The organism is Conexibacter sp. CPCC 206217, assembly GCF_030646165.1.
Lineage (GTDB): Bacteria > Actinomycetota > Thermoleophilia > Solirubrobacterales > Solirubrobacteraceae > Conexibacter.
On the sequence record NZ_JAUTDO010000002.1, the window covers coordinates 239,813 to 262,580 of the forward strand.

Consider the following 22,768-nt stretch of genomic DNA (forward strand, 5'->3'; position numbering starts at 1 on the left):
GGGCCGCAGACAGAGACAGACAGGAGCCGGTTCCCACGATGCGCAGCAGCCCGTCCACCTTCGGTCGCGACACGGGCCTCCAGGTTCGGATGATCTCCACGATCTTCCTGCTGGGGGCCGTCTACGTGGTGCTGATGGCTGCAGTCGTCGCCTCCGGCATCGGGATCGGAGCGGCGGTCGTGATCGCCGGCGGGCTGTTCTTCGTGCAGCTGTTCGCCTCCGACAAGCTGGCGATGCACGCGATGCACGCGAAGGTCGTCTCCCCGCAGGAGGCGCCGCAACTGCACGCGCTCGTCGAGCGCCTCTGCATCCAGGCGAACCTGCCCAAGCCGAAGGTCGCGCTCGCGCAGACCTCGGTCCCGAACGCGTTCGCGATCGGCCGCTCGCGCAAGAGCGCGACCGTCTGCGCGACGACCGGGATCCTCGAGCTGCTGGAGCCGCACGAGCTGGAGGGCGTGATGGCGCACGAGCTCGCGCACGTCCAGCACCGCGACATGATGATCATGACGATCGCGTCGTTCTTCGCCTCGATAGCCGCGTTCATCCTGCAATGGGGCTTCCTGCTGGGCGGCAACAACCGCGACAGCCCCGGCATCCTGCCGCTGATCGCGATCTCGTTCGCCGTCTACGCGGTCTCGTTCCTGCTGCTGCGGATGCTGTCGCGCTACCGCGAGTTCGCCGCCGACCGCGGCGCCGCGGTCATCACCGGCCGCCCGAGCGCGCTCGCCTCCGCGCTGATGAAGATCAGCGGCTCGATGAGCCGCGTGCCGCAGCGCGACCTGCGCGCCGCGAGCGAGATGAACGCGTTCTTCATCCTGCCGGCGTCGCCGCGCAGCTCGATCGCGAGCCTGTTCGCGACGCACCCCCCGCTCGACAAGCGGATCGCGGCGCTGGCGAGACTCGAGTCACAGCTGCAGTCCCGCCCACCCGGCGACCTGCCGCCGGCACGTGGCTACCGCGAGCTGACGCGGCGCGGCTGAGCCGCGCCGCATTCAGTCAGCTTCAGAGTTCTCCCAGGATCAAGCCCAGCCGGCGCTCGAGCGCGCCGCCGAGGACGGTCCGGACCGGACCCTCCTCGAAGCGCTCGACCAGCTCGGCGAGGAAGCCCTCGATCACGAGCCGTCTCGCGGTCTCCAGCGGCAGCCCGCGCGAGCGCAGGTAGAAGAGCTGCTCGGGATCGATCTGCGCGATCGCGGCCGCGTGCGTGCAGCGCACGTCGTTGGCCTGGATCTCCAGGCCGGGGATCGCGTCGGCGTGCGCTCTCTTGGACAGCAGCAGGTTGCGGCTCTCCTGGAAGGCGTCCGTCTGCTGCGCGCCAGGGTCGACGATGATGTTGCCGCGCCAGACCGCCTCCGAGCGACCCTGCAGCACCCCGCGGAAGGCGAGGTCGGAGGTCGTGTGCGGCGCCGCGTGCTCCTGCGTCGTGTCGAAGTCGACGTGCTGGCGTCTGTGGCTGGCGTAGGCGCCGGTGACTCTGCCGTCGGCGCCCGCGCCGGCCAGCTTCGTCTCCATCCGCACCTTGCCGCGCGCGGAGCCGAAGCCGAGCGAGACCCAGTCAAGCGCGCCGTCGCGGCCGACCTCGGCCCGCTGCGTGCCGAAGATCCAGCTCTTCTCGGACAGGTTCTGCCCGTTGACGAAGCGCAGGTTGGCGTTGTCGCCGACGACCAGCTCGACGACGGTGTTGAAGAGCCCGTCGCGGTCGGCGTCGGAGGACAGGTACTGCTCCCACACCTCCGCCTCGCCGCCGTCCTCGACGACGATCAGCGAACGCCAGTTGAGCGCGGTGCGGTCGTCGTTCTGCACGACGGTGACGAGGATCGGCCGCTCCAGCACCGTGCCGCCGCCGACGTGCACGAACAGCCCGCCGGCGAAGCCGGCGTCGTTGCGCGCGACGAACGCGTCCTGCCCGGAGACGATCGTGCCGAGGTGCTGCTCGACCAGCTCGGGATGCGACGCGGCGGCCTGCTCCAGCGTCGTGACGACGACGCCGTCGGGCAGTTCGCCCGCGACCTCGACGGTCGTGGCGTCGACCTGCGTGACGACGATCGGATCTTCGAGCCCGATGAAGAGCGCCTCGGCGCGCTCCACGGCCGCCGCGTCGCCGGCACCGGCGCCAGGGTAGGCGGCGAGGTCCAGCGACGAGATGTCGGTGAACTCCCAGCCCGCTCTGCCCTTGTAGGTCGGCAGCTCCAGCGACTCGCTGAGCGAAGCGGCGCGCTCGCGCCGGGCGGTCAGCCAGCCGGGCTGTTCGGGTGAAATCGCAGTAGCCATACGGTTCTCCAGTATCGATTGGGTGAGCTGATGGTGGATCGCCGTGCCTGGCGCGAACGCAGGGAGCGCGGTGGGCGCTAGCCCATAAGCGACCGAGGACAAAGCCAGGCGCGGCGAGGCGCCGTCAGATCACCCGATCGAACCTTCCATCTGCAACTCGATCAGCCGGTTCATCTCGACGGCGTACTCCATCGGCAGCTCCTTCGTGATCGGCTCGATGAAGCCGTTCACGATCAGCTTCGACGCCTCTTCCTCGCTGATGCCGTGCGTCATCAGGTAGAAGACCTGCTCCTCGCCGATCTTCGAGACGGTCGCCTCGTGGCCGACGTCGACGTCGTCCTCGCCGATGCGGATCGTCGGGTAGGTGTCCGAGCGCGAGTCCTCGTCCAGCAGCAGGGCGTCGCAGACGACCTTCGACTTCGACCCGTGCGCGCCTCTGGCGACCTCGAGCAGGCCGCGGTAGGAGCCGCGCCCGCCGTCCTTGGAGATCGACTTGGCGAAGATGTTCGACGTCGTGTTCGGCGCCGCGTGGACGATCTTGCCGCCCGCGTCCTGGTGCTGGCCCTTGCCGGCGAACGCGATCGAGAGGATCTCGCCGTGCGCCCGCTCGCCCATCAGGTAGACGGACGGGTACTTCATCGTCAGCTTCGAGCCGAGGTTGCAGTCGACCCACTCGACCGTCGCGTCGGTCTCGGCGATCGCGCGCTTGGTGACGAGGTTGAAGACGTTCTGCGACCAGTTCTGGACGGTCGTGTAGCGGATCCGCGCGCCCGGCTTGGCGACCAGCTCGACGACGGCCGAGTGCAGCGAGTCCGACGAGTACGTCGGCGCGGTGCAGCCCTCGACGTAGTGCACGTAGGAGCCCTCGTCGGCGATGATCAGCGTGCGCTCGAACTGGCCCATGTTCTCCGTGTTGATGCGGAAGTAGGCCTGCAGCGGCATCTCGACGTGGACGCCCGGCGGCACGTAGACGAACGACCCGCCCGACCACACGGCGCTGTTGAGCGCGGCGAGCTTGTTGTCGTTGGGCGGGATGATCGTCGCGAAGTACTCTCTCAGCAGCTCCGGGTGCTCGCGCAGCGCCGTGTCCATGTCGGTGAAGATGACGCCCTGCTTCTCCAGGTCCTCGTGGACCTGGTGATAGACGACCTCCGACTCGTACTGCGCGCCGACGCCGGAGAGGAATCTGCGCTCCGCCTCCGGGATGCCGAGGCGGTCGAACGTCTTCTTGACGTCCTCGGGGACGTCGTCCCACGAGCGCTCGGAGCGCTCGGAGGCGCGCACGAAGTAGTGGATGTTGTCGAAGTCGACCTCGGCCAGCATCGGCGAGCCCCATCTCGGCATCGGGTGCTCGAAGAAGTGCTCGAGCGCCTTCAGGCGGAAGTCGCGCATCCACTGCGGCTCGCTCTTGAACTCGGAGATCTTCTCGACGATCTCTCTGTTGATGCCCTTGGGCGCCTTGTACAGGTAGTTCTCGGCGTCGTGGAAGCCGAACCGCTCCGTGTAGTCGGCGTTGATGCCCTTGAGCGCGTCCTGCTCTGCGATCACTTCAGGCGTGGCCATGGTCAGTCAACCTCCAGCTTGATCACGTTGTCGTCGATGACCACCGGGTACGTGTCCACCGGGACGTATGCCGGAAGCGTCAGTGGCTTACCGGTCTTCAGGTCGAACAACGACCCGTGGCGCGGGCATTCGATCGTGCAGCCGTCCGCGTCGAGGAAGCCCTCGACGAGCGGTCCGTCGTCGTGCGAGCAGCGGTCTTCGATCGCGTAGATCGTTCCGGCGCAGTTGAAGACGCCGATCTCGAGATCGTCGAATTCGACGAGCCGCATGCTGCCTGGCGGCAGCTCTGCGAGCGGACAGACGGTGATCGTTTCCGGCACGTGGGAAGAAGTCCTAGTCAGATGATCGGATTTACCGCTCCGATGATAGCGGGGACCCCTCTGAGAGCCCCTGCCGGCGCGACCGTCGCAGCTACGCTGCCTCTTCGGCGTCGGGCCATGCCGCGGCGCCGCCGAGCGCGGCGCTCTTGAGCACCTTCAGCGACAGCAGCGCGCACTTGATCCGCGTCGCCGAGATGTCGATCCCGAGCAGGTCCAGCACGAACGACTTGTCGAGCTCCAGCAACTCGCGCACGGGCATCCCGATCACCTCGTCGGAGGACATCGAGGCGGCCGCCTGCGAAATCGCGCAGCCGTGACCGGAGAAGCGGATCTGCTCGATGCGATCGTCGGCGTCGACGGCGATCTGGACGCGCAGCGTGTCGCCGCAGAGCGGGTTGGCGTCCTCGAACTCGAGGTCCGCTCTGGCCAGCTCCTCCTGCGGCGGCGACCAGTTGTGAGGCCGCTTGTAGTGCTCGAGGATGTACTCGCGGTAGAGGTCGTCCATCTCACTCACACCCTAGCGGCGCCGTTGCGGACGACGGGGCCGTGCCCGGCGCCGTCGGCACCGGGCACTCCCGAAGAGGCGACGGGGGGTGTGGTCGCGACACCCCCCGCCGGTTCGCCGCGTGCAAGCTCGCGTCCCCGCGAGCAGGTGGATGGCGGCATGTCGGATCGATTTCGGAGTTGCTCTCGCAAGCCCTCGACCAGACCTTCGTCATCGTAGTAGTTCATTGCGCTGAAGTAAAGTGCATAGTGCAAGAGGTCGTTCTGCCCGTCACAGCTCGAAGATCCGGCGCACGCGGGCCAAACCCTCGACCAGCACGTCGATCTCGGCCGGCGTCGTGTGAGCCGCGAAGCTCGCGCGCGTCGTCGCCGGCACGCCGAGACGGCGCATCAGCGGCTGGGCGCAGTGGTGGCCGGCGCGCACGCAGATCTGCTCGCGCCCGAGGATCTCCGCGACGTCGTGCGGATGGACGCCGTCGAGGGCGAACGACACGATCGCGCCGCGATGCTCGGCGGCCGGACCGTAGATCGTCAGCCTCGGCACCTCGGCGAGCGCCTGCAGCGCATAGCGCGTCAGCTCCTGCTCGTGCGCGTGGACCGCGTCGAGCCCGAGCGCGTCGAGCCACTCGACCGCGGCGCCGAGGCCAGTCGCCTCGATGTACGGCGAGGTGCCGGCCTCGAACTTCCACGGCAGCTCCTTCCACGTCGACTCGTGGAAGTCGACCTGGCCGATCATGTCGCCACCGGTCAGGAACGGCTCCATCGCCTCCAGCAGCTCGCGGCGGCCGTACAGCACGCCGACGCCGGTCGGCCCGTAGACCTTGTGGCCGGTGAAGCCGTAGAAGTCGGCGCCGATCGCCTCGACGTCGACGGCCATGTGCGGCACCGCCTGCGCGCCGTCGACCAGCACCAGCGCGCCGGCCGCGTGCGCGCGCCGGACGATCTCCTCGACCGGGTTGCGCGTGCCGAGCACGTTGGAGACGTGCGCGACGGCGACGAGCTTCGGCTCCAGCTTCAGCAGCGTGTCGAGCGCGTCGAGGTCGAGCCGGCCGTCCTCGGCCAGCTCGACGTAGGCGAGTCTCGCGCCGACCTCGCGCGCGAGCTGCTGCCACGGCACGATGTTGGCGTGGTGCTCCATCGGCGTCAGCACGATCGTGTCGCCGGCGCCGACGTTGCGGCGGCCCCACGAGTACGCGACGAGGTTGATCGCCTCGGTCACGTTCTTGGTGAAGATCGTCTGCGACGGGCGTGCGCCGATGAAGCGCGCGATCCGCTCACGCGCGCCCTCGAAGCGCTCGGTCGCCTCCTGCGCGAGCGTGTAGACGCCGCGATGGATGTTCGCGTTGTGCAGGCGGTAGGAGTCGTCGAGCGCCTCGATCACCGACGCCGGCTTCTGCGCCGTCGCGCCGCTGTCGAGGTAGACGACTCTCCTGCCGTCGATCTCGCGTTGCAGGATCGGGAACTGCGCCGCCACGGCGGCGGCGTCGAACGTGCGGATGGGAGCGCCGGCGCTCATCGCGTCACGAGGCCGCGGCGGCGGCCTCGACCTCGTCTCTGATCCAGCCGTAGCCCTTCTCCTCGAGCACGCCGACGAGCTCCGGGCCGCCCTCCTTGACGATCCGGCCCTGGTACATCACGTGCACGTGGCTCGGCTGCACGAGATGCAGGATCCGCTGGTAGTGCGTGATGATCAGCACGCCCATGTGGTCGCCCGCGACGGCGTTGACGCCGTTGGAGACGACGCGCAGCGCGTCGATGTCGAGGCCGGAGTCGGTCTCGTCGAGGATCGCCATGTCCGGCTTCTGCAGCGCCAGCTGGAGGATCTCCATGCGCTTCTTCTCGCCGCCGGAGAAGCCCTCGTTGAGGTAGCGCGAGGAGAACTGTCTCGGCACCTCGGTCAGTCTCATCGCGGCTTCGACCGTGCTGCGGAAGTCCTTCAGCGAGATCGGCTCCTCGCCGCGCGACTCGCGGTGCGCGTTCATGACCGTGCGCAGGTACTTCGTCACCGTCACGCCCGGCACCGAGACCGGGTACTGGAACGCCATGAAGAGGCCCATGCGAGCGCGCTCGTCGGTGGCCGCCTCCGTGATGTCCTCGCCCTTGAAGAAGATCTGGCCATCGGTCACCTCGTACTTCGGGTGACCCATCACGACGTTCGCGAGCGTCGACTTGCCGGAGCCGTTGGGGCCCATCAGGGCGTGGATCTCGCCCTTGCCGATCGCGAGTTCGAGACCCTTGAGGATCTCCTTCTCGCCGACGCGGACGTGCAGGTTGCGGATTTCGAGCTCGGCCATGGTCTCCGGGGGTTTGGTGGGGGTGTTCGATTCAGGCCGCGGGCGCGGCGGACGGAAGCGAATCGCTCCCGTGGGCGGTCACCGCGAGCGGCGAAGCGGCGGACGCGGGCGCCTTGCGGGCCCCGCTCTCGCGCCGCGAGAACTCCACCAGCTCGGCGAGCGTGGTGGTCTGAAGGGATCGGACGACGCCCGTCTGGACGCGCATCCACAGCAGCTTGGTGGCGCAGTGATGGTCGGCGACGCCGTGGTCGGCGTGCGAGCACAGCACGCGCTCGGTCTGATCGTTGACGAAGCACTCCATCGGCGCGATCGAGCCCTCCAGCGCGAGCACGACCTGGTCCATCGAGATCTGCTCGGCGGGGCGCGCGAGCCAGTAGCCGCCGTGGGCGCCGCGCGCACTTCTGACGAGGTCGGCCTTCTTGAGCCGAGCGACGACCTGCTCCAGGTATGCGAGCGGGAGGTTCTCCGCGGCGGCGATCGCCTTCAGGCTGATCGGCGCGTCGGCCGCCTGGCGGCCCAGCTCGACCATCAGGCGGACGCCGTACTCGGCCTTGGAGGAGAAGATCATTCGCTAAATCCTACCAGCGGGGTCGGTGTTGGTTCGGCCGCCCGAAGTCACGACGTTCGCGGCGCGGCATGGTAGTGGCCGCCGACGCACGACCGCCCGCTCCTTCATAGTGGGCCAAGTGCCACAAGAATCTGTCACCACGCTGGCGGGCAGCGACGAGATCGCGCGAATCGCCGAGCTGGCGGTCGCATCCGGCCGCCTCGGCATCGACACGGAGTTCATGTCGGAGGGCCGCTATCGCGCGCTGCTGTGCCTCGTGCAGGTCGCGGTGCCGGACCCCGACGGCGAAGAGGGCGTGCGGATCGCGCTGTTCGACCCGTTCGACGAGCTCGCGATCGAGCCGCTCGCCGCGGTGCTGGCCGATCCGCAGATCGAGATCGTGCTGCACGCCGCGCGCCAGGACGTCGCGATCCTGCGGCGCGCGTGGAAGACCGACGTGCGCAACGTCTTCGACACCCAGGTCGCCGCCGGCTTCGCCGGCTACGGCGCGCAGACCGGCTACGGCAACCTGCTCGGCGCCGCGCTCGGCCTGCGCGTCGGCAAGACCGCCAGCTACACCCGCTGGGACGCGCGCCCGCTGACGGAGGAGCAGCTCTCCTACGCGCGCGAGGACGTCGTCTACCTGCTGCAGCTGAGCGACGCGCTGCACGAGAAGCTGACCGCGAGCGGCCGGCTGGAGTGGGCGCGCGAGGAGTGCCGCCGGATGGAGGACGCCAGCGACGAGCGCGATCCCGAGACCGCGTTCGAGCGGCTGCCGCGCTCGGGACAGCTGGACCCGCGCGCACGCGCGGTCGCGCGTGAGGTCGCCGCCTGGCGCGAGCGCACCGCGCAGCAGGAGGACAAGCCGGTCGGCACGATCCTGCCCGACCCCGCGCTCGTCGAGATCGCCAAGCGCAAGCCGGCCAGCACGCGCGAGCTGGAGCAGATCCGCGGCCTTCACGGCGGCCACCTGCGCCGCCGCGGCGACGCGATCGTCGAGGCCGTCGAGCGTGGCAGCAACGCCGAGCCGATCGCGCGCGAGGCGCGCCGGCCCGGCGGCGAGCAGGGCGACGCGCCGCTGATCGCGCTCGTCGAGGCCGTCATCCGCACGCGCGCGATCGAAGCCGAACTGGCCTACGAGCTGGTCGCCTCGCGCGCGGAGCTGGAGCAGATCGTGATCGCCGCGCGCCGCGGCGACCCGGAGCCCGACGTGCGCGCGCTGACCGGCTGGCGCCGCGAACTGGTCGGCGCGGAGCTGGCCGACGTGCTCGCCGGCCGGCGCGCGGTCGCGATCCGCGAGGGCAAGATCGACGTGCGGCCGCTCGAGGACTGAGGGTCTGCACGGAAGATTGCTTCACTCGCGGGCGCGCCTGCCGATGTTTAAGGTCGTGCGCATGTCCCGCCGCCTCCCCCTGCTCGCAACGCTGACGCTCGCGTTGATCGCGATCCCGACCGGGGTCGTCGCCGCACCCGCCCCGGACGACCTCACGCCGGTCGCGAGCGCCGCCGGCGACGGCGGCGGCGGCGCGGCGCCCGGCAACGTTCCGCCGGCCCAGAGACCCGGCAGCGGGACCGGCGACGACGCGCCCGTCGAGCCGCAGGACACCGGCACCGCGCTCGCCCCGCTCGGCCTGCGGAGCGCGGCGCTGACGCAGGACGGCAGCGTGCTCGCCTGGACCGCGACGACGAACGCGCGCTGGTCGCCGGCGTCGCTGCGGCGCAACAGACAGACGCTCTGCCTGCGGCTCGTCTACGAGGCCGGCGGCGTGCAGTCGCGCGAGGTCTGCGTGCGGCGCACGGGCGCGACGACGACGCTGACGCTCGCGCGCGTGCTGAAGTCCGGCGGCCACGGCCCGCTGCACGCGCTCAGCGCGAGAGTGTCGCACCGCGACCCGAGGGCGATCAGCGCCCGCTTCACGCTCGAGAAGGCCGGCATCCCCGAGGGCTCCGCGGTCCGCTGGCGCGTGCTGTCGAGCACCGACGGCTGCAACGTCGGCGGCACGCGGGACTGCTTCCGCGCCCGACCCGCGAACGGCGCCGTGCTGCAACTGAGAGTGCCGCTGCCGGTCGGCTGCATACCGAACGGGCCCGACTTCGTCACCAACGGCTCGCGCGCGAAGAGGGTCGTCGCGCTCACCTTCGACGACGGGCCGTCGACCTACACCAACAGCTTCCTCGACGTGCTGAAGCAGAAGGGCGTGAAGGCGACCTTCTTCATGATCGGCCAGCAGGTCGCGCCGAACGCCAGCATCGCGCGCCGCGTCCTCGCCGAGGGTCACGAGATCGGCGACCACACCTGGAGCCACCCGAACGTCTCCGCCGGCGGCGCCTTCGCCTCGGGCCAGATCACCTCGACCGCGAACGCGATCCAGACCGCGACCGGCTTCCGCCCGTGCGCCTTCCGCGCGCCCGGCGGCGCGATAAGCGGAAGCCTCACGAGCCTCGCGCGCGGCCTCGGCTTCAACACGATCCAGTGGGACGTCGACACGAACGACTGGCAGCTGCCCGGCACCGAGGCCGACTACCAGCGCGTCGTCAACGGGGTCCACAACGGCTCGATCGTGCTGATGCACGACGGTGGCGGACCGCGCTCGCAGGGCCTCGCCGCGCTGCCGCGGATCATCGACACGCTGAAGGCGCGCGGCTACGGGTTCGTGACGGTCGCGCAGCTGATCGGCGCGACGATGACGTACCGCTGAGATAGTTGTAGCCGTACAAGCATTGCTATCGTCGATGGCGTGCCCGACGCGCCCCAGCCCGATCCCCGCCGCTTCCTGATCCTCGCGATCTGCTGCATGAGCCTCTTCATCGTGGGGGTCGACGCGACGGCGGTGAACATCGCGCTGCCGTCGATCCGCAACGATCTCGGCGCCTCTGTCGCGCAGCTGCAGTGGACCGTCGACGCCTACACGCTGACGCTCGCCTCGCTGCTGCTGCTGGCCGGCTCGACCGCCGACCGGCTCGGCCGCGCGCGGATCTTCAAGGTCGGGCTGTCGCTCTTCTCGCTCGGCTCGCTGCTGTGCTCGATCGCACCGAACGTGCAGCTGCTGATAGCCGCCCGCGTGCTGCAGGCGATCGGCGGCTCGATGCTGAACCCGGTCGCGATGGGGATCGTCCGCAACACCTTCACCGATCCGCGCGAGCGCGCGCAGGCGATCGGCATCTGGGGCGGCACGATCGGCGTCAGCATGGCGCTCGGACCGGTCCTCGGCGGGCTGCTCGTGCAGGCGGTCGACTGGCGCGCGATCTTCTGGATCAACGTCCCGGTCGGGATCGCCGCGTACCTGCTGACGACGCGCTTCGTGCCGGAGTCGAAGGCCGCGCGCGCCCGCCGCGTCGACGCCGTCGGCCAGGTGCTCGTGATCCTGCTGCTGGCGACGCTCACCTACGCGATCATCGAGGCGCCGGCGCACGGCTGGACCTCCAGCGGCAGCATCGCGCTGTTCGGCTTCGCGCTCGTGCTGCTGATCGCGCTGGTGCGATGGGAGCTGCGCCGCCGCGAGCCGCTGATCGACATGCGCTTCTTCCGCAGCGCGCCGTTCTCGGGTGCGACCGGGATCGCCGTCGCCGCGTTCGCCGGGCTCGGCGGCTTCCTCTTCCTCAACACGCTCTACCTGCAGGAGGCGCGCGACCTGTCGCCGCTGACGGCAGGCCTGTGGACGCTGCCGATGGCGGCGATGACGGTGATCGGCGGGCCGCTCGCGGGCCGGCTGCTGGCGCGCGCGGGCGCGCGCCCGTGCTTGCTGATCGGCGGCGTCGCGATGACGCTCGGCGCGCTGCTGCTGACGAGCGTCGACGGCACGACGTCGCTCGCGCACCTGTTCGCCGCCTACGTGCTGTTCGGAATCGGCTTCGGCTTCGTCAACCCGCCGATCACGAACACGGCGGTCTCCGGCATGCCGGCCGACCAGGCGGGCGTCGCGGCGGCGGTCGCGTCGACCAGCCGCCAGTTCGGCTCGACGCTCGGCGTCGCGGTCGTCGGCGCGATCGCGGTGCCGAGCGCCGCGCTCGCGTCCGACGGCGCGATCGCCGCGGCGGGCCACACCGGCTGGTGGCTGGTGACCGGCTGCGGCCTGCTGGTGCTGCTGCTCGGGATCGCGACGACGAGCCGCTGGGCGAACGGCACCGCGGCGCGCGCGGCGCTGGCCTTTGACCGGACGGCGGCGGGCACGTGAGCGACCGGGCGCAGGCGGCGGGCGACGACGACCGCGCTCAGCGGCGTGCCGGCGCCGACGACGCGGCGAGCGATCCCGTCCAGCTGAGCTGGAGCGTGATGCGCGAACTGGTGCTCGACCACGACCGCCGGCACGAGATCGCGGAGGCGCTGGGGCTCAGCTTCGCGCGCGTGCGATCGCTGAAGTACATCGCCGAGCAGCCGCTGACGCTGCGCGCGCTCGCCGATCGGCTGCAGACGGATCCGCCGTACGCGACGCGGATCGTCGACGACCTCGAGCAGCTCAGGCTGGTCGCCCGCACCGCCGACCCGCGCGACCGGCGCGCCAAGCTCGTCTCGGCGACGGCGGAGGGCAAGCGGATCGCGGCGCGCGCCAGCGAACTGCTCGACGTCCCGCCGGCCGGGCTGCGGACGCTGGCGCCCGACGACCTCGCCACGCTCGCGCGGATCCTGTCGCAACTCGCGCGCTGACACGCTGGCCGGCCGCACGGACCCAGCAGCTCACCGTGATGTGGGATTTTGGTATGTTTCCACGTCCTAGGAACAGCGTTGTTCCCTGCCGTTTGCAGGGGCGTTTTACGATTTATCGTCATATCGAGGGGCCGCTCCAGGGTGGACTGCCGCACGTGCGTGCGCCGGATGGGCGGTCGGGGAACCGTTCATGCCGACAAGGGACTTCGGGGAGAAGCCGCGCCGTCAGTGGGCACCGGACGCGCGTGCGCTGAACGTCCTCGGCGACCGCTGGCTGATGGTGATCGTGCGCGACCTGGCGGCGGGGCCGCTGCGACTCGACGAGCTGCGCCGCTGGCTCCCGGGCGTCTCCGCGGGCGCGCTCGAGGCGCGCCTGGCGAAGATGGCGGAGGAGCGGCTGATCGTGCGCCGCCGCTTCCGCTCGCTGCCGCCGCGCGTCGACCTCGAGCTGACCGACCGCGGCCGCTCCCTGCTGCCGGTGATCGGCGAGATCGCCCGCTGGGAACTGCAGACGAACTGGTCCGCCCCACGTGCCGACGAATGGATCGACGTAGCCGCCTGCTTCCGCCTCGCCCCCTTCCTCGCCACCGCGCCCAACGGCGCCGACGGCGAGCTCGCCCTCACGATCGAGCACGAGGAGAAGCCCCAGGAATACGCCTACGTGCGCCAGAGCGGCCGCGCCAAGGTGGAACACCGCCCCGCCCCCGACGCCGCGATACGCATCAGCGGCACGGCAGAGCAATGGGTCGCGACGCTCAGCCCCGAGACGAACGCGAACGCGCTGCGGATAGAGGGCGAGCAGGCACCGGCGGATGCGTTCCTGCGCCTGTTCGACAGTCGCTGACCAGCCGAAAAATCGGCGCCGGCGAAATTCTCGGCGGCCGCTGCGTCCCCCACGCAGCGGCCGCCGAAGCCGCGGGCCAACCTCGCGGTGGCCCTATCGGCGGGCGACGGCGTCCGGCAGCGACAGTCTGGGCAAGGCCCCGGGGTAGAAGCCGCTTCGCGCTCGCGTGGGCGCGGCCGCGGTTCCGGGTCCATGTGCCGCCGACAGACTGTGCGCACGTGGCGCCGCCGTCTGCCGATCAGGATCCACTGCGCCGTCGCGTGCCGGCGCGTGTGTGCAGACCATCGCGTATGCCCCGTGCAGGAGGGCCGGTGCGGTGGACCTGCATCCGTGTGGATGCTGGATCGGCAGGTTTTGCTCGGTTTCCGATCTCATGATTAATCTCCGGAGAACCGAAGAACTGATGCACTGCTTGACGTTCCACGAGGCGCCGCGACGGCACGCCCCTTCCCCTCGACACGAAATCCCCGTGGTTGCGGAGTTCGTGCTTGCCACGCTAACGCGCTTGGACAGCTGCGTCAACCGCTCAATTACGTCCACAACCGACACCTTGGCAGCTGTATACAGCGGCCTCGCGGGATGCACCGGTATCGTCGTTGTTCGCGATCCTGACAAACGAATGCATAGCTTTCTGCTCTGCCTGAAGGCGGTGTTTCGATCGGGTGACAAAGGGCTATATGGCGCGAGCGCGCGCACGATTCCCGCTTGGCGCGGCTGCTCTGGTACGGTCGGTGATTCCGCATCCCGGAAATGAGGTTGTCCGATCCCCAGTCAGGCGAAGAGTCCCGCGATCGTGCAGTCCGTCGCGCGTGGCTTCGACCTTCTCGAAGCGGTCGCCGCGGCCGACGAGATCGGGCTGGTGGAGCTGGCGCACCGCACGGGTCTGCAGCCGAGCACGACGCATCGGCTGCTCGCGACGCTGATCGCGTGCGGCTATGTCGTGCAGAACCCGCAGACGAGCCGTTACCGCCTCAGCCACAAGGTCGTCGAGCTGGCCGGCGGGCAGGAGCACCGCATGCAGCGGCTGCGCACGGCGGTGCGCCCGCACCTGCTGATGATCCGCGACGCGACCGACGAGACGACCAACCTCTGCGTCCTGGACCGCTTCACGATCGTCTACGTCGACCAGGCCGAGAGCAGCCGCACCGTGCGGATGTTCACCGAACTGGGCCGGCGCGTGCCCGCGCACGCGTGCGCAGCCGGCAAGGCGATGCTCGCGTTCCAGACCGGTGACGTGATCGGCGACCTGCGCGAGCGCGCGCCGTTCCCGTCGCTGACCCCGCACACGATCACCGCCGCCGACGAGCTGGAGGTCGAGCTGCGTCGCGCGCACGCGCGTGGGTATGCGATCGATCGCGAGGAGTACGAGGACGGCGTGCTCTGCATCGCGGCGCCGATCTTCGGCTCCGACGGCGAGGTGGTGGCCGCGGCGAGCGTCTCCGGCCCCGCCGCGCGGCTGCTGCGCCAGGACCTGTCGGAGCTCGGCGAGCTGGTGCGGGGACGGATGCTGGAGGTCTCGCGCGAGCTCGGCTACGAGCCCGGCGAGGGCGCCGGCACGCCGGCCAACGGCGCGGGCGCTCCCACCGCGGCCTGACGCGCGGGTGTGCGCGCAAGGCGCGCTCACCGATCGACACTCGCCATCCTGCACAAGGCCGCCCCGCGACGTTGGACCGATGGCGGCTTGTGGGCTCCCGCGGCCGTTGCGACAGTCCCGTCATGACTTCGATCGATCGCCGGGAGGCCGACGTGGCGGACACCCGCCTGTGGCACCCCTTCTCAGACATGTCGGCGGTGCGCCACAGCGAGTTCGTCCTGACGCGCGGCGAAGGCGTCTGGATCTACGACGAGGAGGATCGCCGCTATCTCGATGCGACCGCGAGCCTCTGGTACGCGAACGTGGGACACGGACGGCGCGAGATCGCCGACGCGATCGTCGAGCAGCTCGGCAGGCTGGAGGCGTACTCGGCGTTCGGCGACTTCACGACACCGCCCGCGCAGGAGCTCGCCGCGCGCGTCGCGCGGCTGGCGCCGGTCGACGACGCGCGTGTCTTCTTCACGACCGGCGGCGGCGAGGCGCTCGACTCGGCCGCGAAGATCGCGCGCCGCTACTGGAGCGCGAAGGGCCAGCCGGAGCGCGTGCACCTGATCGGCCGCACCGGCGGCTACCACGGCACCAACGGCTACGGCACGGCGATCGGCGGGATCGAGGGCAACCGCGCGGGCTGGGGCCCGCTGATGAGTCAGGTCTCGTCGGTGCAGTGGGACTCGCTCGCGGCGCTGGAGCAGGAGATCCTGCAGGTCGGCCCCGAGCGCGTCGCGGCCGTCTTCGCCGAGCCGGTGATCGGCGCGGGCGGCGTGCTGCCGCCGCCGGCGGGCTACCTCGAGGGCGTCCAGGCGATCTGCAACGAGCACGGCATCCTGTTCGTCGCCGACGAGGTCATCTGCGCGTTCGGCCGCGTCGGGCACTGGTTCGCGTCGGAGCGGTTCGGCCTCAGCCCCGACATGATCACGTTCGCCAAGGGCGTCACCAGCGGCTACCTGCCGCTCGGCGGCGTCGTCGCCTCCGGGCGCGTGGCGGAGCCGTTCTGGGACGAGGCGGGCAACACGCTGCGCCACGGCGCGACGTACGCGGCGCACGCGACCTGCTGCGCGGCCGGCAGCGCCAACCTCGACCTGCTGGAGCAGGACGGACTGGTCAGCCGCGCGCTGGAGCTGGAGGGCCCGCTGCTGGAGGCGCTGAAGCCGTTGGCCGCGCATCCGCTCGTGCACGAGGCGCGCGGCGGCGTCGGGCTGCTGGCGGCGCTCGAGTTCACCCCGGAGGCGAACGCCGCCGGCGCGCCCGGGGCGGTCTTCGCGGCGGCTCGCGAGCGCGGCGTGATCGTGCGCGCGCTCGGCCAGGGGATCGCGGTCTCGCCGCCGCTGACGATCGAGCAGGAGCAGATCGAGCTGCTCGCGACGACGGTCGGCGAGTCGCTCGACGCGGTCGCCGCGGCGTCCGTCCGATAGAGTGCACACGCGCCATCTGGGGTCCAGATCGCTGAACGGATAGCGGTGCGCTGATCGACCAGACCCGATTTGGTGAAGGCTTCTTCACTGTCGGGAATGCGAACGTCCGCCAAAAGCGCGACACTTACGATCTCACAGTGACTCGAAGGGGTCGCGAGTGGGAAGTTTTCAAAGCGTGACGGCTTCTCCCCCGAGGCCGTCACGGGCCACGCCGCCCCGCGTGGCTCCGGCCGGTCGCGCTCCCCCTGGCGCGGCCGGCCACCCTTTTCTTCAGGCTCCGCTGGTGCTCAGGCTGCGAGCCGCGCGCGATCGTGCGGCGCGTCGAAGTCCAGCGCCGGGCCCTTCGGGACGATCCGCGACGGGTTCAGCTGCGGGTGCGTCATGTAGTAGTGGCGCTTGATGTGGTCGAAGTCGACCGTCTGCGCGATCCCCGGCTGCTGGTAGAGGTCGCGCACGTAGCCCGACAGGTTCGGGTAGTCGGCGATCCGCCGCAGGTTGCACTTGAAGTGGCCGACGTAGACGGCGTCGAAGCGCACGAGCGTGACGAACAGCCGCCAGTCCGCCTCGGTGATCTGGTCGCCGGTCAGGTAGCGCCGTCCGGCGAGGCGCTCGTCGAGCACGTCGAGCGTCTCGAAGAGCGCGTCGAAGGCCTCCTCGTACGCCTCCTGGGAGCCCGCGAAACCGGCGCGGTAGACGCCGTTGTTGACCGTCGCGTAGATGCGCTCGTTGAGTGGGTCGATCTCACTTCGCAACGCTTGCGGGTAGAGGTCGACGCTGGCGTCACCCCATTCGTCGAACGCCGAGTTGAGCATCCGGATGATGTCGGCGCTCTCGTTGTTGACGATCCGCCCCGTCCGCTTGTCCCACAGCACCGGCACCGTCACGCGGCCGTCGAAGGCGGGGTCGCTGGCGGCGTACGCCTGCGCCACATACTCGAAGCCGTTGACCGGATCGGGCTCCTCGGCGGTGAAGCGCCAGCCGCGCTCGTCGCGCAGCGGGTCGACGACGGTGACGTCGATCACGTCCTGCAGCCGCTTGAGGTTGCGCACGATCAGCGTGCGCGAGGCCCACGGGCAGGCGAGCGAGATGTACAGGTGGTAGCGACCGGGCTCGGCCGGGTAGGGACTGGATCCGTCGGCGGTGACCCAGTCGCGGAAGCGGCTCTGCTGTCGGACGAACGCGCCGCGCGCGTCCGACTCCTTCGGAAACTGGACGGCGCAGGAAGCGGCGGTGTCGGACATCGGCGTGATGGCTCCAAAAGTTGTTGCTTGCGCAACTAATACTAGCGGGTGCGCAAAGGCGCGCGAAACACGTGGTCTGCTGTCGCAAATGAGTCACTAGGCTGGCTGACGATGCCCCTGCCCTCCCCCACCTGGCCGCCCGCCGAGGGCGACGCGTTCGCCGGCGAGGTCGTCGTCACGGGCCAGCGCTTCGCCAACGAGGACAGCGGCTTCGCGGTGCTCGACGGCGAATGGGATGGCGAGCGGATCGTGCTCGTCGGGCCGCTCGTCCACCTCGAGCAGGGCGAGCAGGCGACGGTCGCCGGCAGCTGGGTGATCGACCCGCGCTACGGCCCGCAGGTGAGAGTCCGCGAGGCGCACCCGCTCGTGCCGACCGACGACGAGGCCGTGCTCGCCTACCTGCGCAGAGTCCGCCACATCGGCCCGCGGCGAGCCAGAGCGCTGCAGCAGCTGTTCGGCGCCGACGCGCTGAGCGAGATCGACCGCGATCCCAAGGGCGCCTTCGCGCGCGCCGGCCTGACGCCGCAGCGCGCCGGCGAGGCGGCCCGCTCGTGGGATGCGCTGCGCGCCACGCGCGGGCTGCACCTGCTGCTGGCGCCGCACGGCCTCGCCCACCTCGCCGGCAGGATCCACCAGCACTACGGCGACAGCTCCTACCGCGTCGTGCGCGAGCGGCCGTACGACCTCACGAGCGTCTTCGGCGTCGGCTTCGTCACCGCTGACGCGATCGCGCGCGGCCTCGGCGCGCCATTGGAGAGCAAGGGCCGCACGCGCGCGGCGATCCTGCACGCGCTGACCGAGGCCGAGCGCGACGGCTCGACCTGCCAGCCGGCCGCCGCGCTGCTGCTGCGCACGCGCGAGCTGCTGAGCGCTCAGAGCCCGCCGCCGGCGACGTTCCTGGCCGAGCTCGAACACGAGGGCGACGTCGAGCTGGCGCAGGACGACGACGCCGTCTGGGTCTACCGTGCCGAGGTCGCGCGGCTGGAGCGCGAGCTGGCCGAGCGCGTCGCGGCGCTGCTCGACGGCAAGCCGTCGGACAAGCTGAGCGTGCCGGAGGAGCCGCCGGACGCCGGCGCGGAGGGCGTCGAGCTGACCGGCGAGCAGTGGGCCGGCGTGCGCGGCGCGTTCGCGCAGCGGCTGTCGGTCGTGACGGGCGGGCCGGGCACCGGCAAGACCGCGAGCATCCGCATGATCGGGCAGATCGCGCGCGACCAGCGCGCGCACGTGATGCTCGTCGCGCCGACCGGGCGCGCGGCGCTGCGGATGACCGAGGCGACCGGCCTCGACGCCTCGACCGTGCACTCGGCGCTCGCGTGGATCCCCGGCGAGGGCCCGGTCCACGACGAGGCGACGCCGCTCAGAACGGACCTGGTGATCGTCGACGAGACGTCGATGGCGAACCTCGAGCTGCTCGTGACGCTGCTGCGCGCGATCGGCGACTCGACGCACGTGGTGCTCGTCGGCGACGCGGATCAGCTCGCGCCCGTCGGCGCCGGCAAGCCGTTCGCGGAGCTGGTCGCCTCCGGCCGCGTGCCGACCGCGCGGCTGCAGCACATCTTCCGCCAGGCGGCCGGCTCGATGATCGTGCAGGGCGCGCACGCGATCCGCGGCGGCAACGCGCCCTCGTTCGTGCGCGCGGACGGGATGAAGCACGACCTCTTCTTCATCGCGCGCAACGATCCCGTCGCCGCGCGCGAGGAGATCGTCTCGCTCGTCAGCTCGCGCCTGCCGAAGCACTACGGCGTCGACCCGCACGGCGACATCCAGGTCTTCGCCCCCGTCTATCGCGGCGAGTTGGGCATCGACGCGCTCAACAGATCGCTGCGCGCGGCCCTGAACGCCGACGGCCTGGAGGTCGGCAACGGGCGGCTGCGGATCGGCGACAAGCTGATGCTGGTCGGGCGCAACCTGCACGACCTCGGCGTGATGAACGGCTCGCTGCTGCGGCTGCTGCAGGAGGTCGCGCCGGCCGGCGGCGGGTCGGAGGACGAGGACGAGGAGGCGGCCGAACCGAGACGCAGAGGCGGCGGCGACGCCGGCGGCGTCCTGGTCGGGGTCGACGGCGGCGGCGTCGTGCAGATCCCCGCGGCCGAGGTCGGCGGGCTGCAGCTCGCCTACGCGTGCTCGGTGCACCGCGGCCAGGGGATCGAGCTGCCGATCGCGATCGTCGTCGCCCACCCCGCCGCCGGCGGCCGCTTCCTGCGGCGCGAGATGCTCTACACCGCGATCACCCGCTCGACCGTCGCGACCGTCGTCGTCGGCACCCCCGAGATGGTCGCCCGCGCCGCTCGCACGACCGACGCCGGCCGCCGCCACAGCCGCCTCGCCGAACGGCTGGACGAGCTGCACGCGTAGCGGCGGCTCGCGCCGTTGCTGCGCCGCGGCCGAACGTGCGCGGCCGGCTCCCCTCCGCGACACGCGTCGCGCTCGCATGCCGGGCCCCGCTCCCGATACAGTGAACGGGTAACAGTTTTCAACTTCTCGGGAGTGGTCATGGCGGATGACAGTGCGACGGTCGGGCTGACCTGGATCGGCCAGGCCGGCTACGCGATCGAGGCGCCAAGCGGCGAGCTGTGCCTGCTCGACCCGTACCTGTCCGAGTTCGCGCTGGAGGAGCTGGGCCTGCCGCGCCTGGCGCCGATCCCGCTCGACCCGGCCGCGACCCGCGCCGACGTCGTCGCGATCACGCACAGCCACCACGACCACCTCGACCTGACCACCTGCAGAGCGCTCGCCGGCGCGAACCCCGGCGTCGTCTTCGTCGGGCCGTCGAGCATCGTCTCGCGGCTGGTCGGTCGCGGGATCCGGTCCGAGCAGATCGTCACCGTCGAGCGCGGCGAGACGGTCACCGTCGGGGCGTTCACGTTCCACGGTCATTACGCCAGACACGAGGTCGCCGGCTGGCTGACCGAGGACGCGCTCGCCTACGTGATCGAAGTCGGCGGCACGCGGATCCTGCACAGCGGCGACACCGAGTACGACCAGCGCTGCCTCGCCGTCCACGCGCGCGCCCCGTTCGACGTCGGCATCTTCGTGACCAACGGCAGCGGCGGCAACATGCACGCGCTCGAGGCGGCGCTGATGGCGACGCAACTGGCGCCCGCGGTCGCGATCCCCTGCCACTACGGGATGTGGGCTCCGGAGGCCTACGGCAGCAGCCACGCGCCCGGCGGCAGACCGACGCTCGACCCGCGGCTGTTCGCCGACGCGTGTGCGAAGCTCGGCGGGCCCGCGGTGCGGGTGCTGGAGCTGGGCGAGCGCATCGACGTGCGTCCGACCGGGGTGACGATCGCCGCATGACGAAGGAGCAGACCGATCCGATGACGAGCCTCAACCTTGGCCGCCACGCAGCCGCCGGGGCGCCCGGCGGCACGCCGGGGCAGCACGCGGTGAAGCTCGATCGCAGCGTCTACTCGGGTCGCGTCGCCTCGGTCCTGCGCGAGGCGATCGTCGAGGGAACGCTCGTCGCCGGCGAGCCGCTCGTCGAGGCGCGACTGGCCGAGCAGTTGGCCGTCAGCCGCGGACCGATCCGCAACGCCCTGCACGTGCTGGAGGGCGAGGGCCTGGTGCGGACGCAGCCCAACGGCCGCTCCGTCGTCGTCGGCTTCTCGGCCGCCGACCTGGAGGACCTCGTCGGCGTGCGCTTCGAGCTGGAGTCGACCGCGATCCGCCGCGGCATCGCCGCCAGAGCCGACACCGCCCCGATCCGCAGCGCCTACGCGCTCGTGCTCGACGAGGGCGCGTCGACCCAGCGCCTGGTCGACTTCGACATCGACTTCCACCGCGCGCTGCTCGAATTCTCGGGCAGCCGCTTCCTGACGCAGGCCTGGCTCGCACTCGCCCCCGTGATCCACACCGTCATCACGATCGGCAACCGTCGCATGGCCGAAGCCGACCCCGACGAGAACTTCACCCGCATCATCTCCGTTCACGCCCCCCTCGTCGACGCGATCGAGGCCTACGACGCCAGCGCCGCCCTCAGACTGCTCGGCGCCCAGTTCGCGGTCACGAGAGAGATGTTCGCGGAGCGATAGAGAACATCCGCTGCGGTGGGCGAGAGTTCGAGCGAAAGCTGGTCCAGAGGTATAGCCAGAGCTGGTCCGGAGGGATGGTTTCTGCTGGTTGAGAGGGTGAGTACCTCGTCCATCCGAGCCTGCGGAGGCGGCTGACAGCCGGTCCGGTGCGTACGATCTCGGGCATGTCTGACGTGCATCGCGAGACGAGCCGCCGCGCCGGACGCACGCGAGCGGGCGTGCGGGGGCCGATCGTCGGCGGCTTCGTGCTTGCCGGATTCGGGGCGCTGTCGCGCGAGCTGAAGAGCGCCGTCGGCGGGACGCTCGCGCACGTCGAGCAGCTCGACGTGGAGCGTGAGCGGCTGGCGACGCACGTCGAGCAGCTCGCGGCCGAGCGAGCGCAGCTCAGCGCCGAGCGAGCGCTGCTCGACAGGGAGCGCGCGAGGCTGCACAACAAGATCGAGCAGCTCGAACGCAGACTCGCCGCAAAGGACCGCAAGCTCGCCAAGCTGCAGGCCTTCGACGCCGAGCGCCGCACGCTCGAACCCGCCCCGCCGGAGGATCCGCTGGCCGGGCAGCTGACGTTCGACGCGGTCGCGGAGTAGCCGATCGCCGTCGGGGCCGCCCGCGTTCGCGCGACGGACCTACCAACCGAACCATTGACCGACGCCCTGATCCTGGGCCAGGTGCTGTGCGGGATCGACGATCAGGAGCGTCAGCGCGACGATCGCGGCGAACAGCACGAACCGGTAGGCGTGGCGCCTGAGCGCCGAGCTTGCCCACAGAGCCCACACAGACAACGCCGAGCCGACGACGCCGACACCGCAGACGGCCGCCACCGTCACGCGCGCGAACTGCTGGGTCGGCGTCGTGCAGAACGGAATCTCGGCGCCGCATGCCGCGCCGTTCACGTGCTCGATCAGCCCAGTCGCAAGGACTCCGAGGATCACCGCGGCGGCGGCCGCGAGAAGCGTCGCCGCGAACCTGAGCGATCGCTCGCCCACGACGAGGGGATCGGCCGGCCCGGCTTGAGATCCCGCTCGAGGTCGCACATCTTCACTGCTACCACCATGGGAGGCGATCCAGTCGCCGTCCAGAGCGACCGCGGATGGTCGAGGCGAAGAGCGGCGTGCCGGAGTTCACGGGCGCGCGATCAGCTTCTGGGTGCGGGTCGCGCGCACGAATGTGCCGGCGGGAGCGGCGGCATCTGTGCTCACGCCGCCGCGTCGTCCGCGATCCGCACGACCACGTCGCCGACCGCGCACTCCTGACCTGGGCTGACGAGGATCTCGGCCACGACGCCCTCGGCGCCGGCCTCAACCTCGAACGTCGCCTTGTCGCCCTCGACCTCGACGACCGAGTCGCCGGCGATGACGCGGTCGCCGACCTCGACCATCACCTCGAGGATCTCCACCTCCACCGTGGACATGCCCATCTTCGGAATGTGGACGTCGATCATCGGGCGACCTCCTGGGCGGCGCCGGTTCCGGCACCGGCGCCGGCGCCGGCAGCCGCCGGGC

At 70.8% G+C, this 22,768-nt stretch carries 22 protein-coding genes; 12 read left to right on the forward strand and 10 right to left on the reverse strand.

Translation table 11 applies throughout. From position 1 onward, the window contains the following. The first annotated feature begins 38 nt into the window (after positions 1 to 38). On the forward strand, positions 39 to 980 hold the full coding sequence (gene htpX, locus Q7L65_RS05890; protein WP_304719365.1) for a zinc metalloprotease HtpX: 942 nt from the start codon (positions 39 to 41) through the stop codon (positions 978 to 980). A 22-nt stretch (positions 981 to 1,002) separates the two neighbouring features. Here htpX and sufD read toward each other — a convergent pair whose 3' ends face one another. The 7 genes from sufD to Q7L65_RS05925 all read right to left on the reverse strand — a co-directional run bounded on the left by sufD (position 1,003) and on the right by Q7L65_RS05925 (position 7,520). Next, on the reverse strand, positions 1,003 to 2,271 hold the full coding sequence (sufD, locus tag Q7L65_RS05895; RefSeq protein ID WP_304719367.1) for a Fe-S cluster assembly protein SufD: 1,269 nt from the start codon (positions 2,269 to 2,271) through the stop codon (positions 1,003 to 1,005). A gap of 129 nt (positions 2,272 to 2,400) precedes the next feature. After that, on the reverse strand, positions 2,401 to 3,834 hold the full coding sequence (sufB, locus tag Q7L65_RS05900; protein ID WP_304719369.1) for a Fe-S cluster assembly protein SufB: 1,434 nt from the start codon (positions 3,832 to 3,834) through the stop codon (positions 2,401 to 2,403). Positions 3,835 to 3,836: 2 nt separating this feature from the next. Next, positions 3,837 to 4,154 (reverse strand): bifunctional 3-phenylpropionate/cinnamic acid dioxygenase ferredoxin subunit, encoded by a 318-nt coding sequence (locus tag Q7L65_RS05905; protein WP_304719370.1) that lies wholly within the window; start codon positions 4,152 to 4,154, stop codon positions 3,837 to 3,839. Positions 4,155 to 4,245: 91 nt separating this feature from the next. Beyond that, positions 4,246 to 4,659 carry an iron-sulfur cluster assembly scaffold protein gene (locus tag Q7L65_RS05910; RefSeq protein WP_304719372.1) on the reverse strand — a complete coding sequence of 138 codons (414 nt, stop codon included), beginning with the start codon at positions 4,657 to 4,659 and terminating at the stop codon, positions 4,246 to 4,248. Between the two features lie 270 nt (positions 4,660 to 4,929). Beyond that, entirely contained in the window at positions 4,930 to 6,174 is a 1,245-nt protein-coding gene (locus tag Q7L65_RS05915; protein ID WP_304719374.1) for a cysteine desulfurase, read from the reverse strand. Positions 6,175 to 6,178: 4 nt separating this feature from the next. Continuing rightward, the gene (gene sufC, locus Q7L65_RS05920; RefSeq protein WP_304719375.1) at positions 6,179 to 6,952 is read right to left on the reverse strand and encodes a Fe-S cluster assembly ATPase SufC; all 774 of its coding nucleotides are present in this window, start codon (positions 6,950 to 6,952) and stop codon (positions 6,179 to 6,181) included. A gap of 31 nt (positions 6,953 to 6,983) precedes the next feature. Continuing rightward, positions 6,984 to 7,520: an Rrf2 family transcriptional regulator gene (locus tag Q7L65_RS05925; RefSeq protein WP_304719377.1), complete on the reverse strand. Its 537-nt coding sequence runs from the start codon at positions 7,518 to 7,520 to the stop codon at positions 6,984 to 6,986. 118 nt (positions 7,521 to 7,638) lie between these two features. Here Q7L65_RS05925 and Q7L65_RS05930 point away from each other — a divergent pair, with 118 nt between their 5' ends. The 7 genes from Q7L65_RS05930 (at position 7,639) to Q7L65_RS05960 (ending at position 15,994) form a co-directional block, all read left to right on the forward strand. After that, positions 7,639 to 8,832, forward strand: coding sequence for an HRDC domain-containing protein (locus tag Q7L65_RS05930; protein WP_304719380.1), 1,194 nt, complete (start codon positions 7,639 to 7,641; stop codon positions 8,830 to 8,832). Between the two features lie 61 nt (positions 8,833 to 8,893). Beyond that, positions 8,894 to 10,198: a polysaccharide deacetylase family protein gene (locus tag Q7L65_RS05935; protein WP_304719382.1), complete on the forward strand. Its 1,305-nt coding sequence runs from the start codon at positions 8,894 to 8,896 to the stop codon at positions 10,196 to 10,198. A 96-nt stretch (positions 10,199 to 10,294) separates the two neighbouring features. Beyond that, positions 10,295 to 11,674 carry a DHA2 family efflux MFS transporter permease subunit gene (locus Q7L65_RS05940; protein ID WP_370552528.1) on the forward strand — a complete coding sequence of 460 codons (1,380 nt, stop codon included), beginning with the start codon at positions 10,295 to 10,297 and terminating at the stop codon, positions 11,672 to 11,674. Beyond that, a complete protein-coding gene (locus Q7L65_RS05945; RefSeq protein WP_304719385.1) occupies positions 11,671 to 12,144 on the forward strand; it encodes a MarR family winged helix-turn-helix transcriptional regulator in 474 nt (157 codons plus the stop codon). The genes Q7L65_RS05940 and Q7L65_RS05945 overlap by 4 nt, the downstream gene beginning before the upstream one ends. A gap of 190 nt (positions 12,145 to 12,334) precedes the next feature. Beyond that, a complete protein-coding gene (locus tag Q7L65_RS05950; RefSeq protein ID WP_304719386.1) occupies positions 12,335 to 12,988 on the forward strand; it encodes a helix-turn-helix domain-containing protein in 654 nt (217 codons plus the stop codon). A 793-nt stretch (positions 12,989 to 13,781) separates the two neighbouring features. Beyond that, positions 13,782 to 14,582, forward strand: coding sequence for an IclR family transcriptional regulator (locus Q7L65_RS05955; protein ID WP_304719390.1), 801 nt, complete (start codon positions 13,782 to 13,784; stop codon positions 14,580 to 14,582). Between the two features lie 122 nt (positions 14,583 to 14,704). Then, on the forward strand, positions 14,705 to 15,994 hold the full coding sequence (locus tag Q7L65_RS05960; RefSeq protein WP_304719393.1) for an aspartate aminotransferase family protein: 1,290 nt from the start codon (positions 14,705 to 14,707) through the stop codon (positions 15,992 to 15,994). A gap of 287 nt (positions 15,995 to 16,281) precedes the next feature. On the opposite strand, the gene Q7L65_RS05965 is transcribed toward Q7L65_RS05960, so the two are convergent. Next, positions 16,282 to 17,235: a glutathione S-transferase family protein gene (locus Q7L65_RS05965; protein ID WP_304719395.1), complete on the reverse strand. Its 954-nt coding sequence runs from the start codon at positions 17,233 to 17,235 to the stop codon at positions 16,282 to 16,284. 111 nt (positions 17,236 to 17,346) lie between these two features. Here Q7L65_RS05965 and Q7L65_RS05970 point away from each other — a divergent pair, with 111 nt between their 5' ends. From Q7L65_RS05970 to Q7L65_RS05985, 4 genes are all read left to right on the forward strand, one after another. Further along, positions 17,347 to 19,590, forward strand: coding sequence for an AAA family ATPase (locus Q7L65_RS05970; RefSeq protein ID WP_304719396.1), 2,244 nt, complete (start codon positions 17,347 to 17,349; stop codon positions 19,588 to 19,590). A 138-nt stretch (positions 19,591 to 19,728) separates the two neighbouring features. Beyond that, positions 19,729 to 20,535, forward strand: a complete 807-nt coding sequence (locus tag Q7L65_RS05975) for an MBL fold metallo-hydrolase (RefSeq protein WP_304719398.1) — start codon at positions 19,729 to 19,731, stop codon at positions 20,533 to 20,535. Beyond that, on the forward strand, positions 20,532 to 21,269 hold the full coding sequence (locus Q7L65_RS05980) for a GntR family transcriptional regulator (RefSeq protein WP_304719400.1): 738 nt from the start codon (positions 20,532 to 20,534) through the stop codon (positions 21,267 to 21,269). The genes Q7L65_RS05975 and Q7L65_RS05980 overlap by 4 nt, the downstream gene beginning before the upstream one ends. 164 nt (positions 21,270 to 21,433) lie before the next feature. Then, positions 21,434 to 21,853, forward strand: a complete 420-nt coding sequence (locus Q7L65_RS05985) for a hypothetical protein (protein ID WP_304719403.1) — start codon at positions 21,434 to 21,436, stop codon at positions 21,851 to 21,853. A gap of 39 nt (positions 21,854 to 21,892) precedes the next feature. Here the strand turns inward: Q7L65_RS05985 and Q7L65_RS05990 are convergent, their stop codons facing one another. Then, positions 21,893 to 22,252 (reverse strand): hypothetical protein, encoded by a 360-nt coding sequence (locus Q7L65_RS05990; RefSeq protein ID WP_304719404.1) that lies wholly within the window; start codon positions 22,250 to 22,252, stop codon positions 21,893 to 21,895. A 209-nt stretch (positions 22,253 to 22,461) separates the two neighbouring features. Further along, positions 22,462 to 22,707, reverse strand: a complete 246-nt coding sequence (locus tag Q7L65_RS05995; RefSeq protein WP_304719406.1) for a biotin/lipoyl-containing protein — start codon at positions 22,705 to 22,707, stop codon at positions 22,462 to 22,464. Positions 22,708 to 22,768 lie beyond the last annotated feature (61 nt).